The following is a 17,118-nucleotide window of genomic DNA, read 5'->3' as shown; positions in this document are numbered from 1 at the left end:
AGAGCACCTGGATGAACGTGAGCACGCAGCCCGTATGGGCTGAAGAGAGATACGAGCACAACAAGGTCCGCCAGCTCCTGGTTCCCGGCGGCACGCTGCAGGCCACCGACGAGGCCGGGGTGCTACGGGTGTCCAACGTCTACGGCAGCTGGCCCGCGGTACACGTGGCAGCGGAAGCGGCCGACGGGCTGACCGCCGTGCTGCCCGACCGTGCCGGCCAAGAGGTGCACTGGCAGGGCAGCCGCACGCTGCACCCGCCGCAGGCGGTGGTGGAGTCGTATCGGGAAGCCATCGGCTTTCGCCCGCACGGCGAGCCCCGCAGCCTGCGCCGCCCCCAGATCGGCGCGCTGCACGCGGTGCTGGGGCACTGGGCCTCGGGCCTGGGCGATCCGGGCATCGTGGTGATGCCCACCGGCACCGGCAAGACCGAGACCATGCTGGCCCTTCTGGTGGCCGCACGGATGGAGCGGCTGCTGGTGCTGGTGCCCAGCGCCGCTTTGCGGGACCAGATCGCGGGGAAGTTCGAGACGCTCGGCATCCTGCAGCAGGAGCAGATCGTCACGCCTGCCGCGTTGCGGCCGCGGGTGGGCCGGCTCGAGCACGGGTTCAAGGACCCGGAAGAAGCAGCTCGGTTCGTTCAGGCGTGCAACGTCGTCGTCGCCACCCCGCAGATCCTCAGCCGGGCCGTGGGCAATGTGCGGATGGCGCTGCTGTCGTCGTTCTCCCATCTGGTCGTGGACGAGGCGCATCACTCCCCCGCGGACACGTGGGCGCGGGTGATCGATGACTTCTCCGACCGGCCGGTGCTGCTGTTCACTGCCACCCCGTTTCGGGAGGACGGCCGCCGCCTGCCCGGCCGTACCGTGTTCCGTTTCCCGCTGCGGGAGGCCCAGCGGCTGGAGTACTTCCGGCGTATCAACTACCGGGCGGTGTTCGGTGTTCAGGACGTCGACCGGGAGCTGACGGAGCTGGCCGTGGGCCAGTTGCGGGCCGATCGGGAAGCCGGGCACGACCATCTGCTGATGGCGCGGGCCGAGAGCATCCCGGAGGCGGAAGAACTCGGCTTGCTCTACCAGCAGTTGGCTCCCGAGTTTCATCCCACCGTGGTCCACCAGAACGTCGGCGTCACGCGCCGCAAAGCGGCCGTGCAGGCGCTGCGGGAGCGTGAGTGCCGCATCATCATCTGCGTCGACATGCTCGGTGAGGGATTCGACGAGCCCGCCCTGAAGATCGCGGCCATGCACGCGGCCCGCAAGAGCCTGAGTCCGATGATCCAGTTCATCGGCCGGTTCACCCGGGCCGCCGACGGACTGGGTGAGGCCACCGTGTTCGTCGCGCAGGAACCGGGCGCCGGCGCCTCACCGCTGCGCCGCCTGCTGCGCGAGGACGCCGACTGGAATCATCTGCTGCGCGACCTGACCGACCGCGCCACCCTGGCCGCGGAGGAGACCAGCACCTTCGACACCACGTTCACCGGTGCGCCCGAGGACGTGGCGGTCAGCGTGCTGGAGCCGAAGATGAGCGCGATCGCCTACCGCGCGGCCACCGTCCAGTGGAGACCCGAGGCCGCCCTCGCGCTGTGCAAGGGCAACGAGCGCGTCCTGGACGACGCCATGGCTCTGGGCGGCGAGGACTCCCCCGTGGCCTGGTATGTCATCGAACGCCGTACCCCGGTGCGCTGGGGCGCACCCCAGGAGTTGGAGCAGGTCGTCTACGAGCTGATCGTGCTCTACTTCGACACCACCAGGCGGCTGCTGTACATCCACGGCTCGGAGAAGTCGAGCACCTACACGGACCTGGCCGAGGCGGTGCTGGGCGAAGACTGCGAACTGATCAACGGCCAGCGCACCTTCCGGGTACTGGCCCGCCTGAACCGGCTGGTGCCGACCAATGTGGGCCTCAAAGACGCCCGCGACTACTTCACGCGGTTCTCCCTCCACGTCGGCAGCGACGTCTCGCAGGGCTTCACCACCGAACAGGAGCACAAGAGCCAGACCCACATCGCCACATCCGGCTTCGACGACGGCGACAGCGTCTCGATCAGCGCGGCGCACTCGGGCCGCTTCTGGTCCCCCACCACTGCGCCGAGCCTGAAGGCCTGGACCGACTGGTGCGACCGGCAGGGCACCAAGCTGCTGGACAGCACCATCAACCTGGAGCAGATCTTCGACGGGTTCATCATCCCCGAGGACATCACTACACGGCCGTCGTACGCGCTGCTGGGCGTGGAGTGGCCCTGGCAGGTCTTCCTCGGCTCCCGCGACCGGTACACCCTCACCTACGACAACGTCCGCTACGCGCTCACCGACGTGGACTTCGAGGTCGACGACTACTCCCCCACCGGCCCGTTCCTGTTCTCCCTGACGACCCCCGCCTGGCGGGTGGCCTACCAGGCCGACTACGACACCAAAGGCCTGGTCTACGCTCCGCGCGAGCAAGACGCCGTCATCATCGGCAGCGGACCCACAGCCGAGCCGCAGCCCCTGGAGAAATGGCTCAACGCGCACAAGCCTGATCTGTTCCTGGAGGGCGACCGCCTCATCGACGGTGAGGGAAAGCTCATCGCCCCGCGCTACACCCGCCGCCCCTACGACCCGGCCCTGCTCACACCGCTCGAGTGGCAAGGCGTGGACCTCAGCAAGGAGTCACAGAAGCCCCAGCGCCTCACCAACTCCATCCAGTACTACATGTCGGCCCACCTGCAGGCCATCGTTTCCTACGATGTCCTTCTCGACGACGACGGAAAGGGCGAGGCAGCCGACCTCGTCGGCCTCAAGGTCGACGGCCACTACTTGGACGTGACGCTCGTGCACTGCAAGTACTCCTCGAAGGCCACTGCCGGCACGCGGCTGAAGGACCTGTACGAGGTGTGCGGCCAGGCCATGCGCGGCGCCAAGTGGCGGCGCGGAAACGCCCTGCCTCTGCTGGACCATCTGCACGGCCGGGCCGTGCAGTACGCCCAGCGCAACGGCGGTGTCTCACCCTACGAAGTCGGCGACTCCAAGGCCCTGTTCGCCATCCGCGACCAGGCCCGCCTGCTGCGGCCCCGCTTCCACACGGTCATCGCTCAGCCCGGCCTGCAGGCCGGCAAGGCCACCAGCGAGCAGCTCCTGCTGCTCGCGGGTGCGGAGAAGTTCGTCCGGGAGACCAGCGCCGGCGACTTCCCGTCTACTGCAGCCGGTAGCTCGCTCCGCATGCGGAAACGTCGGGCATCTGCAAGCGCTGCCTGACTCCCTTCGTGAGGTCTGCCGGGCGGTGACGGTGCAACAGGCCGAGCGCGGCAACCGCCTCGTGGTGCAACCGAGTTAGCAGTACTTGGTGCCGGCGATCGTCGGGTCGCCGGACCCAAGACACAGAGGTGCGGCGACCCGCCGGTCGCCACACCCGGAACGTCGTACGCCGATACGTTCGCGACTGGCCGGCGCTAGGGGGCAGAGCAAAGCCCCGGCTGGACGGGGGAGACCAGCCGGGGCCGTGAGCGGTGGCAGCGGAGGGCGGTCGCCTCTCGGCGGGGTGCTCCATGGGGCTTCAGCCGGACGATCGTCCCCATGGGCTATTGGTGAGGCCCGGGGACACTGTCCCCTCCGCTAGCCACGTCTAACGAGTTGGTGCGTGATAGCGGGTGAGGCGTGTTTGGCCTGTTCGTGGCCTGTTCTCAGGCGGTGACGGTGCGGTCGGATACGAGGTTGGCGATGGCGCGGTAGGTGTCGGGCAGGCGGTCTCGGCGGTGGGTCCAGCGCATCAGTTGCTTCCAGCGTTTGTGGTCAGCGAGGGCGTGTTCGACGGTGATGCGGTCGGAGGAGTGTTCGTAGCGGTCTCGTTCCCACTGCTGGACTCTGCCGGGCAGTGCTCCCGGACGCGGTTTCCTGGGCGGTGTTATCGCTTGCCCGCGGTGGTCGCGGCTCAGGCCGAGGTAGCCGTCGTCCAGGAGGACCTCGACGTCGGGGAAGTGCTGGAAGCAGACGGCGATGCCCTCGTTGCGGGTGGCCGTGGCATCGTGCATACGCCCAGGCCGCAGGGTGTCGGTCCATAATGTGCGGCCCCGCCAGTCGGCGATGACGGTGGCCTTCATGGTGTTCTGTTTCTTCTTCCCGGAAACGAATGCGCGCCGTCCGCCGCGGCCGGCCGGTGGTCGGCGGACCTGGATCTCGGTGGCGTCCAGCCGTAGCTCGATGCCTTCGGCCTGGGCGTAGGCGAACACGTCGGCCAGAGTCCGTAATCGCAGGCCGGGGCGGTCGGGGACCGCGCACCCCCGCTCGGCCAGCAGCGTACGTATCTCTGCGATCGCACGTGTGATGGTGGAGCGGTCGACGCCGAACAGCAGCCCCAGTGCCGAGTGCGGCAGGTCGTGCCGCAGATGGATCAGTGTGGCCACCAGCCGGTCGGCGAAGACCAATTGGTGGCGGGCGCCGGCTCCCGCGGCCCGCTTCCTGGCGCCGCCTCGTGCTGCATGGCGACGCCCCTCGACCTTGGCCTGCCACGGCACCGCCAACTCCTCGACCAGGCGCGAGAGATGACGCCGCGAGATCCCCGTGAACAGCCGATGCGCCAGCACTGCCCGATTGACCGTGATCGCCACAGACGGATCATGCCACTGTCCAGGAACGACGCCTCACCCGCTATCACGCACCAACTCGTAAGAAGTCATCTCATTTGGTTCGATAGGCTATCGGTCGTGGTTTCGATTGTTGAGCGGCTGGTGCCGGATGAGTTGTGGGAGCTGTTCCAGCGGGTGGTCCCGGAGGCCCCGTCACGACCTCAGGGCGGCGGCCGGCGTCGGCACGGCGACCGGGAGGTGCTGGCCGCGATCGTGTTCGTGGCAACGTCCGGCTGCACGTGGCAACAGTTGCCGTCCGCGTCATTCGGCCCTTCGGGGGCGACCGCGCACCGGCGCTTCGCCGAGTGGACGAAGGCCAGGGTGTGGGCCAAGCTCCACCGCCTGGTCCTCGACGAGCTCGGCGCCCGCGGCGAGCTGGACTGGTCCCGCTGCGCGATCGACTCGGTGAACATGCGAGCCCTGAAAAGGGGGAACTGACAGGCCCGAATCCTAATGGGCAGCGAAGCGAGTCATCGCTATCCGAATCCGGAGTGAGAGCTCTTTCGACAGACCGCGAGGCTCGCTTCAGCAGCGGTTCCGGTCAGGACGAAGATCTCATCCGCCACCTGGGCAGGAAGCCCTCTACTGAGAGCGAGCCGGCTCCCGCCGGAACCGTTCGCAGCCTCGCAGCTTCCCGAACACAGCAGCACCTCGCGAGGACACAAAAACCTCACAGCGGGTCTCCGCAGGCCCAGTTCAGATCACTTCACGAAACGGTACGCGAGGGCTTCGATGGACGTGACCTGAGCCAACCGCACGGAACACCTTTCATCGCGTCACGAGCGGGAGAGCTCTCACGAAGACGAAGGACCGTGCAGTTCGCTGGGGTTGCGAACGGCTGGTGGGATGGTGTGCCTTGAGCACTTCCATTAGGGAGCACGCGCACCCTGCACAAGCTCTGGCCTGCAGAAACAGCGGAGTACCAGGGAGAGCATGATGGAAATCGAAGGGTCACCCGTGCCGGTATTCTGCGGGGTTGACTGGGCAGAAGACCACCACGATGTGGCGATCGTCAACGCCGGCGGAACACGGCTCGCCAAGCTACGAATCAGCGACGATGCTGCCGGATTCACCCAGCTGACAACCCTGCTGGCCGAGCACGGAGACAGCAACGATCACCCGATCCCCGTCGCGATCGAGACGTCCCGGGGATTACTGGTCGCCCGTTTACGTGCGACAGGACGACCGGTGTTCGCGATCAATCCCCTGGCGGTGGCCCGCTATCGAGATCGGCACTCGGTTGCGAGAAAGAAGTCGGACGCCATCGATGCCGCTGCGCTGGCAAACATCCTGCGCACCGACATGGCCGTCCACCGGCCTCTGCCGGCGGATTCCGAGCTGGCCCAGGCGATCGCAGTACTCGCCCGAGCCCAGCAGGACGCGGTTTGGGCCCGGGTCCAGGCGCACAACAAACTCCGCTCTCAGCTGCGCGAGTTCTACCCTGCAATCCTTGCCGCCTTCGCCGACAAGCGCGAGGGCATCTGCTCACCCGAGGCCCGGACCATCCTGTCCGGGGCGCCGACGCCCACAGCGGCGGCCCGTCTCACCCGCCGACGTCTGCAGTCCCTGCTCAAGCAGGTCGGACGCCTGCGCGGTATCGAAGCCGAGGCCGACCGGCTCCACGAAATCCTCCACCGCGAGTATCTCCACCAACCACCGCAGGTTGAGGACGCCTTCGGCCAGCAGACCGCCGCCCTGCTGCGTCAGCTGGAGACTGCCTGCACCAACGCCGACCAGCTCGAAGCAGCCACCCGGGAGACATTCGAGCAGCACCCGGACGCCCCGATCATCTCCAGCTTTCCGGGCCTGGGGTCCTTGACCGGGGCCCGGGTCCTCGCTGAGATCGGCGACGACCGAACCCGGTTCACGACCGCCGGAGCGATGAAGGCCTACGCCGGCAGTGCACCGGTCACCCGCGCAAGCGGCAAAAGCTGCACGGTGATGGCTCGCCGGGTCAAGAACCAGCGGCTGGCCGCCGCCGGCTACCTCTGGGCCTTCGCCTCCCTGACCGCCTCCCCGGGCGCCAGAGCTCACTACGAACGTCGCAAAGAGGCAGGTGATCGCCACGTCGCCGCCCAGCGCAACCTCTTCAACCGCTTTATGGGGATGCTCTTCCACTGCCTCCAGCACGGTGAGCGCTACGACGAGGAGTTGGCCTTTCTCAACCGGCCCCAAGGAGACCTCGTCGCACAGGCTGCTTGACGAGTTACCTGCGTGGGATGTCTCAGTAGCTGTTCGTGGCACCAGCTCACCGCACGGGCCCCGGTCTGCGCTGGAGCTGAAGGCTCGGGCATCACGAGGGGTCACCATGCGCGGGGCTCGCACCACGTTCACCAACGAGTGATCAAGGGGGCAGTGTTGACGACGATGGCGGTCACGAGAGCATCGGGCACCACCACTCTGGATATAGAGATCAAGTCCCCAGACGGCTCAAGGCGTCGGCCCGACACCCACGTGACCGCCATCGCGACCAACGCGTCTACTGCTCGAACAGGCCAGCGGGTGTATGTCCCTCAGGACTGTCGCTATCACCGGATTAGGACGGCTCAGACGCCGTGATCACACCAGCCATGCCGTGATCGTCTCACCGCGGTGGCGGGCGTGGACCAGGACTTGATGGCGAAGGTGGCGGCGGGAAAAGTGGGCGGTATGACGGACTCAGCAGACCTGGCGCTGGCGCTCCGCCTGGCCGACCAGGCGGACGAGATCGCCCGGCGTTACTTTCGTGCACCCGACCTGGGCGCCCAGCGCAAGCGCGACGGGAGTCCGGTCACCGAGGCCGATCGGGAGATCGAACGTGTTCTGCGGGCGTCGATCCGCGCCGAACATCCCGGCGACGCGTTCGTCGGTGAAGAGTTCGGCGCCCAGGGGCGCAGCCGCCGCCGATGGATCATCGACGCCATTGACGGGACGGCAAGCTTCATCGTGGGCGATCCGGAATGGAGCACCCTGATCGCCCTTGAAGATCACGGTGACGTGAGGCTCGGTATGGTCTCCGCCCCCGCAATCGGGCGCCGCTGGTGGGCAATGCCAGGCACTGGGGCCTGGATGAGGCCATACCCTTCCGATCCGTCAGCCCATCCGATCCGTCTGACGCTCACGGCACGAGGAAACGCCAAGGATGCCGCCATCGGTATCTGGCCTCCACCGTCCCGCCTGAGCGCAACCGAACGCGACGCCGCCGCGAGGCTGGCGGCAGGCACTGCGACTGTGCTCCCTGTCCTCGACTGGTCGACGGCAGCGCACGCCACGCCGCCACCGAGTAAACCGTCGACCGGATCCGGCACTTGTCACGGAGCCCTCCTGGTCGCGACAGGAAAACTCGATGCCTTCCTCCTGCTGGGTGCCGGCCCCTGGGACATCGCCGCGGTGATCCCCATCGTCGAGGAGGCCGGCGGCATCTTCAGCGACCTCTCCGGCCAACGGCGAACCGACACAGGCGCTGCCCTGTTCGCCAGACCCGACATCCACCAGCAGCTCCTGAACATGGCCAAATCCCCCAACTGACCTGCACGCCAGGACTGTTTACGGGACAGCCCTTAGGGCGAACTGCACAATTCGGGACTTCTTAAATGGCCTGAGGTAGCAGGGGATCTGGCCAAAAGCTGCTTGTCGCACGTTGCTTCCTGTTCATAACGTTACTCCTGATCCATCTGATGCCTCAGCTCACGGCGAGAGAGAACGCTCCTCTCGCCGTTCGTTTTAGCGTGAAATGGAGCCCTGGTGAACAGCACGAAGCTGAGATGGTTAGCCGTTTTCGTAATCTGCGCGTTCGCGCTGACGTTGGAGCCGGCAAGTGTGCCTGCAGCGCAAGCGCGCCAAGTCGAAGACATTCAAGATCCCTCGGTCTCCGAAATCCTTGGCCTACGGCCTCTGAGGCCCAAGCCTGACGACGTGAACGAACCCCAGAAGGTCGGGTCAGTTCTCAGCAGTGACTCCCCCGAGAGCTGCGCACGAGTTCGGCAGCACCTGGACGCCTCCAAGAGCGCGGGAGTAGAGCGCGTCACCTGCATGGCAGCCAGTCCTTCCAGCAGCGCGAGCCGTCAGGCCGCGGTTGCCGACGCTTCAGCAGTCTGGTGCGAGTCCGGCCAGAGCAATGTCATATGGGCCACTCGCCGCGGGTACTGCATAATCCACGACTTCTACATGCAGATAATCAACCCGAGCACAGGACAGGAAACAGGCCGAGCGACCTACGTCATCAAGCAGGAAGTCAACTTCAAGGATTCCACCGCCAGTCCAACACAGGTCGAGGAGTTCACCTCGGTCACCCTCGTCGGCCAGTCAGGCGAGGCGACGAACAACACGATGGACTGGAACAGTGCCTGCGTCGGATGCTCCGTTCTCCACCAGGAGCCCTGGAGCGGATACGCATCGTTCTACAACGGTCAGACACGTGAACGCCGCTGGAACCGGGAGGTTTCCATCCCTGCCGGCGGCAAGAAGGACCTGGACTGGAACTGGAGCCTGCGCACCCGCGCTGGGGGTGTGGAACTCCAAGAGCCCTACCAGTGGGGAAGCGGGCAGGTCCTCGGCCGCTGCGACAACCAAGTCGCTGGCAACTTCGGATGTATCGCGCCGCGGATCAGTCCCACCCTTCCGATCGACTACGCCACCCGTCAAGCCGGCGCGACGCTCGTCGCGGTGGGATCCCAAGTGAACAACCATTGGTGGGGATGGGAGGAGAAGAACAAGCCGCTCACCCGGCTTGCCGACGATGCCGACGCCGAAGCCAACCGGGACATCATCTGTCCGGACACCTTCGTGCCGGATCCGGTGGTCGTGGACGGCTCGTGCGACGAATATCCCTTCGCCCGCACCTACCAGAGTCGCGACAACGGCACCGTCTTCAGCGGGGACCGCTGTCAGCAGCTGACCTCCCGTCAGCTTTCGAACGGCGACTGGGACTTGTTCACCGTCGACGGCGACTGGGACCCCAATGCCCCCTGCCTGCGGGCCACCACCCCCCTGGCTCAGAACAGCGCTGTGGGAGGCGACCTCGGTCGGTTCACTCAGGATGTGCGGCTCCTCGACCAGGACAAATACTTCGTCCTGGTCTACGATTCCCGACTGAGCTAGACGGCTGCGGACGTCAACGGTTGCCGCGAGGCGACTCTCGCCTCGCGGCAACCGCGCATCAACGCCGGAGACGCTATGGATTATGAGCAAAGGCTGACACACGCCTGGGACCGCATTGACGACTGGCTCCGCTCTCACGCCCCAGCCAGCTATGCGTCCTTGAAAGGACCGGCAAGCGACGCCGACCTTGAAGCACTGGAGGAAGCCGTCGGTGTCCCTCTTTCCGCAGAGCTCATCCTGCTCCTGAGAAGACACAACGGTTCGACCGCCCCCCACGAACAGCCTGCGCTCGCAAATGCCGGATTCTTCCTCCCCAGGGCCGACCGGCTTCTGTCCGCGCAGGAAATCAGCAAACAGCACGGCATGCGTAACCGTCTCCTCGATGAAGACGAGAGCGGCCATCTTTCCCGTACATGGTGGCACCGGGACTGGATTCCCTTCACTGTGAGCAACGCTGCCGATGCCCTCTTCGTCGATCACCGTCGCACAGAAGGGCGCCCCGAGCCCACTTTCGGACGGGTGGGAAAGTTCAGCCATGACGGCGACGCGAAAATTCAATCGTTTTCGTTCACAGAATTCTTCGAGGAAGTCGCTCAGGCGCTTTCCGATGACAGTCCGGTCCTGGGGTGCACTCCCATCCTAAGAGCAGACAGCGGCAAACTAGGTTGGCAATTGAACAGGGGGCACCGCAGCGCACGGTCGTAGACCTCGTAAAAGGATCATGAGCGGGCCTTCTTGAGGCGTCTCCAGCAGATGAGAGCTGGTGGAGCAGGGCGAAGGTCTGGTCGACGACGTTGCGGAGTTTGCCCAGGCCCTTGACGTTCGGTGTGTCCTAAGGGCTGTCCCGCAATGACCGAAGTGAGGTCTGCGGGACAGCCCTTAGCCGAGATCGGCGACGACCGGGAACGGTTCGCCGACGCCCGCGGACTGAAGGCCTACGCCGGCTCCTCGCCCATCACCAGAGCCTCCGGAAAGAAGTCCGCCATCACCCGGCGATGGGTCAAGAACGACCGCCTCAACCACGCTGGACACCTCTAGGCGTTCGCCGCCCTGACCTCCTCGCCCGGTGCCAAAGCGCACTACCGCAGGCGCCGCGACGACCACGCAGACTGGCATGCCTCCGCCCTGCGTAACCTCTTCAACCGCATGGTCGGCCAGCTCTACCACTGCCTCCAGCACCACAAGGTGTTCGACGAGCAGGAGGCCTTCCCCACCAGGCTAGAACTCGCCGAGAACGCAGCCTGACCTGCTAGGAAGTCTTGTCCGAGCCACGAGGGAGCGTCGATGATTCGGGCATGAGACCTGAAGTGCAGACCTTCGTCGCCCATGGCCCGCTGCCTGACTGGGATGCCGAGGAGGAAGAGATCGACCGGCGCGTCACACAGCTCGAAGCGATCATCAAGCCGGTGACGGGAGAGGAAGCGGCTGCCCTCGTCAGCTGCTTCGGCCCCGACGACTGCTACGGCGTCGCCTGGACGCTCCTCCACCTCATCGAGACCGGCCCCAACCCGGTCCTCAAGACCAAGCCGTCCCCGGACGCCAACGAGTGGCACCACCGGCTCTACGACCGTGCCGCGTTCGAGGAGCCCACCCCGACGACTTGACGCGTTAGACACGTGAGGTGCCTACCGCCTCGCCATCACCCAAGCCAGGGCCGCTGCCCAGGACACTAAGCTAGCGCGGTGACTGATGAGCAGGAGCGGGTGCAACCGTCGGGAGTGTGGGCCACGGCGGTGGGGGTGGCCAGGGTGCGGGCGCTGGAGACCGAGCGGGAGAACGCCCTGTTCCGCGACCCACTGGCACAGGCTTTCGCCACCGCCGGCGGCCTATGGCCCTCCTCGCCGCCGCTGCCCGATGATGAGGCCGCGCGACGCCGCCGACGGGCCGTGGCGTTCTCCATCGTCATCAGGACGAAGTTCCTCGACGACCTGTTGCAGCAGGCCTCCGCGTCCGGGGTCCGGCAGGTCGTGCTGCTCGGCGCCGGCATGGACAGCCGGGCCTTCCGGATGGACTGGCCCGAGGGCACCCGGCTGTTCGAAGTCGACACCGCCGCGCCACTGGACTTCAAGGCTTCGGTGCTGCGCCAGGAGCGGGCCGTCGCACGTTGCGGGCGGATCACCGTCGCGGTGGATCTGCGTGAGGACTGGCCAGGCGCGCTGGCCACCGCAGGGCACGACCCGTCCAGGCCGACCGTGTGGATCGCCGAAGGACTACTGATCTATCTGCCCGAGGACGCTGTGGAGCTACTACTGGCCCGGATCAGCACGCTGTCGGCGGCAGGCAGTCGGCTGGGTCTGACGTTGGGCTCGCGCGGCGTGATCGAGCGCTTCGGCGCGGACGCCATGCCGGGATCGGCGGCGTCCATGTGGGTCTCCGAGATGCCCGACGACCCGGTGGGCTGGCTGGCCGGGCACGGCTGGGAGGCCGACACCCACACCCTGCGCGAGCGCGCCGCCGCCTACGGCCGCCCGATCAGCACCCCGCCGCAGCGCGAGGAGCGGCCCGGCGGACTGATCTCGGCGGTCCACCGGTAGAGCGCCTTCCGGTTCCCTAGTAGGCGCGGGTCGCGCGCGGGCTGACCGGCGGTCATCATCACCACCCCGCGGACGAACCAGATCACTGCGGCAGCGGTGTCACTTCTCAGCGACATTTCGCGGACCTGCGATCAACAAGTGGTGTTCAAACTCGCTGACAAGCGGTGTCCGTTCACAGGCTCTGGTCCACTTCGTGTGGTCGCGTACGCAGCGTGACTATCGATCTTCTCGTGACGTTGGCTGAGATAGCCCGAAAATCACCCGACCGTCGTGCAGTGTGACCGACAGTGCTGCGCTGTGAACGAAGTAGGGCCGCAACTCGAAGAGTTACTGTTCCCCTCGCTGGAGAACGTGTCGGTGGAGTCGGTCGAGGTGACCGACATGGTCGTCCGGGTCGAAGCCCTGAGCACTGCTTTGCAGGCGATCTGCCCGGGATGCGAGCGTCCCTCAAGGCGAATACACGGCTCCTACCTGCGGTTTCCCCATGACCTGCCAGCTGCAGGCAAGTCCGTCGTGGTGGCATTGAGGGTGCGCCGGTTCGTCTGTATGGAAGCTTCCTGTTCGCGCAAGACTTTCGCCGAGCAGGTGCCGGGCCTCACCCGCCGGTTCGGCCGGCGGACGGAACCGCTGCGATCGACGCTCATCTCGGTCGGCCTGGCCCTCGCGGGCCGGGCCGGGGCTCGCATGACGGACATCTTTGTGACGCCGGTCAGTCGGAACACTCTGCTGAGGATGCTCGCCTCGCTCCCGGATCCGCCCACTGCCACGCCCCGCGTAGTCGGCGTGGACGAGTACGCCCAGCGCAAGGGACGGATCTACGGAACTGTGCTCGTCGACGTCGAAACACGTCGTCCGATCGACCTCCTGCCCGACCGGGAGGCGGACACGCTTGCGGCCTGGCTCGCCGAGCGGCCCGGCATCGAGATCGTCTGCCGCGACCGCGCACCCTTCTTCGCCGACGGCGCCACGCGCGGCGCTCCGCAGGCCCTCCAAGTCGCCGACCGGTGGCATCTCTGGCACAACCTGGGCGAAGCCGCCGAGAAGTGCGTCTACCGGCACCGCGGCTGCTTGCGCCCTACGCCGGAACAATCGGAGGAACTCCAGGAGGAACCGGAGTCGGCCGCGTCATCGCCCTGGCCGACAGGCACCGGTTCGCCGAACGCACCCGTGCCAAGCACGCCACCATCCACGCTCTTCTCGCCGCTGGTCACAGCAAGCGGTCCGTCGCCCGGCAGCTCGGGATGACGCTCAACACGGTCCTGTGTTTCTCCCGCGCAGACACGCCGGAGGAAATGTTCACCGGGCAGTGGCAAGACCGTGCGACCAGGCTCGACGCCTTCAAGCCCTTCCTCGATCAGCGCTGGCAGGAAGGCTGCACCAACGCCTGGAAGTTATGGGAGGAGATCAAGGAACAGGGCTATCCCCGCAGCTACGCTGGCGTCCGCGACTACGTGAGCAGGAACCTTCGCGGCAAACCACAACCCACCGGCCCTCGTCCGCCGTCGGCCCGCGCTGTCACCCGCTGGATCCTCACCCACCCCGATGCCCTGCCCGAAGGCGACCGGATTCAGCTCAAGGCCGTCCTGGCCAACTGCCCTGAACTGGCCACACTTGTCGACTACGTGCGCTCTTTCGGCCGCATGGTCACGGATCTGCAAGGCGACCGACTGCCGGAGTGGATCGCATCCGCCCGGACCACCACTGACCTGCCAAGCCTCAGCCGATTCGCCCAGCACCTCGAACGCGACCTCGACGCGGTCATCGCCGGTCTGACCCTGCCATGGAGCTCAGGCGTCGTCGAAGGACATGTCAACAGGATCAAGACGCTCAAGCGGCAGATGTACGGTCGCGCGGGCTTCAAGCTCCTGCGCAAGCGGGTGCTGCTTGCCCCCTGACCTCGCTGTCGGTGGCCAATGCGACGATCTCCCGACGGCCAAGCGAGGAGAGAAATGGGCACCTGGGACATCGGCCCCTTCGACAACGACACCGCCGCCGACTTCGGAGGTGACCTGGACGAGGCAGCACTGGAAGAACGCGAAGCCATGATCCGCAGCGCGCTCAAACGCGCCGCCGACCATGCGGACTTCATGGATACCTCCGACGGCGAGCGAGCAGTGGCCGCGGCCGCCCTAGTCGCGGCTCAGCACCCAGATGGCGAACCGACATGCTCGAACTACGGTCCGTCAGAGCCGCTGCCAGAGTTGTCCGCAGACCTTCGAACACTTGCCGTCGACGCTCTGGACCAAGTGGCCTCCGAGCGGTCTGAACTCGCCGAACTTTGGGTCGACGCTGCGAACGGCTCGAAGTGGCGCCACGACATCACCCGCCTTCGCGATGTCCTTGACCCTCCGGTCCCTCCACAAGAGGAAGCCCCCTTCGACATCTGAGCGATCACCGACAGTCGCGAGTCACAGCAATTGGACCAGAGCCCGTTCACACTTACGAAGCCAGGGGCTCGGCACCCGGTTGCGTGCTGCCCTTCTTCAGTCCGACATGGACAGTGGACACCAACCTGTATCCAGCCGCTGGGGGTTACTACTGGTACATGCAGCAGGTGCTGCCTGATCACGCCGGCTCGAAGCGGTGGGACTCACTGATGCACTACCTGGGCCCCGACACCCAGGTGAAGAACAGCGCCGGCAACACGTGGACGTCAGACAACAGCCGTAACGTCGTGTGTGGCACCAGCTCCTCCTGGACCGCTCACCCCTCCGATGCTTCAGTGGGGACCGTCGACTGCGACGAGTTCGCCATGGCCTCGACGCACGAATCCGGCGGCTACCCGGGCACCACGCAGAAGCCGAACCCAAACTTGGTGAAAAAGGGCACCGAGTGCGCCCAGTTGTTCACCGACAAGATGGGTGACGGATCGGCAAACTTCGGCCTCCTCGCGGACACCCGCACGGCGACGAAGGGGCCGACTGGCACGGAGCGTTGCGCGCGTGCAGCAATCGCGCGCGTGCAGAACCAGATGGCGTTCAACGGGTTCCCGGCCCCGGCATGGCGGATGCTGGACGGTGACGGCTTCTTCCTGACCCTTCCCGGATTCGAACACTGCACGTCAACAGCGACTACCTGCACGTGGAAGAAGATCGGCTGACGTCAGCCTGAGGCGCAGTGAGGCCTCGAGGGGCCAGCCAGCAAGCTGGCTGGCTCCCTCTTTTCCGTAGTCAGCCCGCCAGGGGCTGCCACCGGTCTTCCTGGGCCGGGTCGATACTGCTGACCCACACCAGCGCCCCACCGATCAGACCAGGTCTGTCCCGGGTGGCCAGGGCAGGGGCTTCGAGCATGTCAGCAACCTCTTCCAGGTAAGTGACCAACGTATCCAGCACTTCGCCAGCGCCTTCGTTGTAGCGCGACCAGCGGCCCAGGTAACCGCTCGCAGCGTCCAGGTACAGGCCAGAGGTACTGTCACCCGGCCCCACGGAGACCACCGGAATCCACTGTGCCTTCCACACGGTAATCCGGTCGTCTTCGGAGCGGTCGGCGTTGCGGGCGTCCTCGTAGGCCTGGGCGTCCATCTTCAGCCGGTAGAAGGACGCCACGGAATCCAGAGGCATCAGTGCCCAATTGCCCGGGAGGCATCCCCAGCCATCACCCCCGTCGTCACCTGCCGTCAGCAGCCACAGGACCTGCAGCTCAACAGGTATCTGAACGCCGACATCCGCTTCCAGAGCAGCGATGGCGGCAGGGCCGGCACCTGCACGGAGCGCAGCATAGGAGTCAGGGGCATTGCGCTTCAGCCAGCCGGTGATGCGCCGCCAAGCATCAGCAACCTCCCTCACCGTGAGCGCGGCGGCAGCAGGGTCGGCAGGCTGATCTCGCTCCTGCTCCTGCTCCTGCTCCTGCTCCTGCTCCTGCTCCTGCTCCTGAGCGTCCGCGGAAGGTCCGGAGAAGGGGGCCGCTCTCAGAAACCGGATCTCGATCCGGTCCGGCTCGCGAATGTAACCGACAGACAGGTCGGGGCAGTCCTCGAACATGTCTCCGTCAACCATCACGGTCAGGATGCCGGGTAGCCCCGACGGCCGGCCCATGCCAGGGTCGTCCGCCAACTGGCCGGCCAGAACCTTCAAGGCGTAAGGAACGCCCGCTCCGAGCTGAGCGGCGATGTCGCGTACGTCCGGCTGGATTTCGACCTTCACAGCCTGGTTCTCCTTGCTGGTCAGATGGAGGAAGGTGCCCCTAACACAGTAGGCCCCCGCGCTCACCAGCGGGTGGTGCGGGCGCCCTGTCTGATGCTCTGTCATCACTACTCGGCAACCGCGAGCTCGGGGTGCCGTACGGCCTTCCTCACATCAGCTTCGACCTGGTGCCGCGCGGCGCCCTGCTCCTGGGCGTGCTCGGTGAAGCCGGCCTGTACCTCCGCAGCGAGCTCGCGCCACCGCTTCCAGACCTAGTACTGCAACGGTGCTTGCCGTGACTGTTGGCCAGGTCGGTCGTTGGTGTGGTTATGGGTGGGGACCTTGCTGGTGTCAGGTTGTGGGCGGGTGAACTGGGTGCTCTGCATGAGCGGTTCGTGCACCGGTTCAACAGGGAGGAGCCGCGTCAGTCGGCGCTGGCCTACATGCGGGGGCTGGTTGCTCCGCTGGAGCGCAAGAACGGCTGGACGCTGGCGGAGCAGGCCGGTCACGCGGGCCCCGATCGCATCCACCGGCTGCTGAACCGTATCGAGTGGGACGCCGACGAGGTCTTGGACGACGTACGCGACTACGTCGTGGAACACCTCGGAGACCGGGACGCCGTCCGGATCGTCGATGACACCGGGTTCCTGAAGAAGGGCGTCCGTTCGGCCGGCGTGCAGCGGCAGTACTCGGGCACCGCGGGGGCTCGTATTTCAATAAGTGCTCGGTAGAGGGGCGTTGGTGGGAATCTGAGATATGACCCCGCGTCTGCCAGGCCGCGCTGCCA

The 17,118-nt window shown here is 66.2% G+C and carries 13 protein-coding genes and 3 pseudogenes; 14 read left to right on the top strand and 2 right to left on the bottom strand.

All coding sequences use genetic code 11. From position 1 onward, the window contains the following. Window positions 1–11: 11 nt before the first annotated feature. Window positions 12–3,230, top strand: a complete 3,219-nt coding sequence (locus ACFYRX_RS46180) for a DEAD/DEAH box helicase (protein WP_389113357.1) — start codon at window positions 12–14, stop codon at window positions 3,228–3,230. A gap of 425 nt (window positions 3,231–3,655) precedes the next feature. On the opposite strand, the gene ACFYRX_RS46175 is transcribed toward ACFYRX_RS46180, so the two are convergent. Further along, a complete protein-coding gene (locus ACFYRX_RS46175; protein WP_389113355.1) occupies window positions 3,656–4,579 on the bottom strand; it encodes a transposase family protein in 924 nt (307 codons plus the stop codon). Window positions 4,580–4,675: 96 nt separating this feature from the next. Between ACFYRX_RS46175 and ACFYRX_RS46170 the strand changes: the two are divergent. The 12 genes and pseudogenes from ACFYRX_RS46170 to ACFYRX_RS46115 all read left to right on the top strand — a co-directional run. Beyond that, window positions 4,676–5,073 (top strand): annotated as a pseudogene (locus ACFYRX_RS46170) (transposase); the annotation flags it as partial. A 460-nt stretch (window positions 5,074–5,533) separates the two neighbouring features. Next, window positions 5,534–6,799 carry an IS110 family transposase gene (locus ACFYRX_RS46165; RefSeq protein WP_389113372.1) on the top strand — a complete coding sequence of 422 codons (1,266 nt, stop codon included), beginning with the start codon at window positions 5,534–5,536 and terminating at the stop codon, window positions 6,797–6,799. A gap of 399 nt (window positions 6,800–7,198) precedes the next feature. Then, on the top strand, window positions 7,199–8,104 hold the full coding sequence (locus ACFYRX_RS46160) for an inositol monophosphatase family protein (RefSeq protein WP_389113353.1): 906 nt from the start codon (window positions 7,199–7,201) through the stop codon (window positions 8,102–8,104). A 639-nt stretch (window positions 8,105–8,743) separates the two neighbouring features. Further along, on the top strand, window positions 8,744–9,676 hold the full coding sequence (locus tag ACFYRX_RS46155; RefSeq protein ID WP_389113352.1) for a hypothetical protein: 933 nt from the start codon (window positions 8,744–8,746) through the stop codon (window positions 9,674–9,676). 75 nt (window positions 9,677–9,751) lie between these two features. Then, a complete protein-coding gene (locus ACFYRX_RS46150) occupies window positions 9,752–10,381 on the top strand; it encodes an SMI1/KNR4 family protein (RefSeq protein ID WP_389113351.1) in 630 nt (209 codons plus the stop codon). 174 nt (window positions 10,382–10,555) lie between these two features. Continuing rightward, a pseudogene (locus tag ACFYRX_RS46145) lies at window positions 10,556–10,921 on the top strand (transposase); the annotation flags it as partial. Between the two features lie 50 nt (window positions 10,922–10,971). Continuing rightward, window positions 10,972–11,280, top strand: coding sequence for a hypothetical protein (locus tag ACFYRX_RS46140; protein ID WP_389113350.1), 309 nt, complete (start codon window positions 10,972–10,974; stop codon window positions 11,278–11,280). 78 nt (window positions 11,281–11,358) lie between these two features. Next, complete coding sequence (locus tag ACFYRX_RS46135) at window positions 11,359–12,210, top strand: class I SAM-dependent methyltransferase (RefSeq protein ID WP_389113349.1); 852 nt, start codon at window positions 11,359–11,361, stop codon at window positions 12,208–12,210. A 297-nt stretch (window positions 12,211–12,507) separates the two neighbouring features. Continuing rightward, window positions 12,508–13,455, top strand: coding sequence for an ISL3 family transposase (locus ACFYRX_RS46130; RefSeq protein ID WP_389113348.1), 948 nt, complete (start codon window positions 12,508–12,510; stop codon window positions 13,453–13,455). After that, complete coding sequence (locus ACFYRX_RS46125) at window positions 13,452–14,105, top strand: transposase (protein ID WP_389113347.1); 654 nt, start codon at window positions 13,452–13,454, stop codon at window positions 14,103–14,105. Before ACFYRX_RS46130 ends, ACFYRX_RS46125 begins: the two co-directional genes overlap by 4 nt. 54 nt (window positions 14,106–14,159) lie before the next feature. Then, a complete protein-coding gene (locus ACFYRX_RS46120) occupies window positions 14,160–14,597 on the top strand; it encodes a DUF4259 domain-containing protein (protein ID WP_389113346.1) in 438 nt (145 codons plus the stop codon). A 158-nt stretch (window positions 14,598–14,755) separates the two neighbouring features. Further along, window positions 14,756–15,310 (top strand): hypothetical protein, encoded by a 555-nt coding sequence (locus tag ACFYRX_RS46115; RefSeq protein ID WP_389113345.1) that lies wholly within the window; start codon window positions 14,756–14,758, stop codon window positions 15,308–15,310. A 70-nt stretch (window positions 15,311–15,380) separates the two neighbouring features. On the opposite strand, the gene ACFYRX_RS46110 is transcribed toward ACFYRX_RS46115, so the two are convergent. Next, window positions 15,381–16,352 carry an SMI1/KNR4 family protein gene (locus ACFYRX_RS46110; protein WP_389113344.1) on the bottom strand — a complete coding sequence of 324 codons (972 nt, stop codon included), beginning with the start codon at window positions 16,350–16,352 and terminating at the stop codon, window positions 15,381–15,383. 308 nt (window positions 16,353–16,660) lie between these two features. On the opposite strand from ACFYRX_RS46110, the pseudogene ACFYRX_RS46105 reads away from it, so the two are divergent. After that, window positions 16,661–17,035, top strand: a pseudogene (locus ACFYRX_RS46105) (transposase); the annotation flags it as partial. Window positions 17,036–17,118 lie beyond the last annotated feature (83 nt).

This window comes from Streptomyces sp. NPDC005374 (assembly GCF_042872225.1).
GTDB lineage: Bacteria > Actinomycetota > Actinomycetes > Streptomycetales > Streptomycetaceae > Streptomyces.
This window is presented reverse-complemented; position numbering and strand designations above follow the sequence as displayed.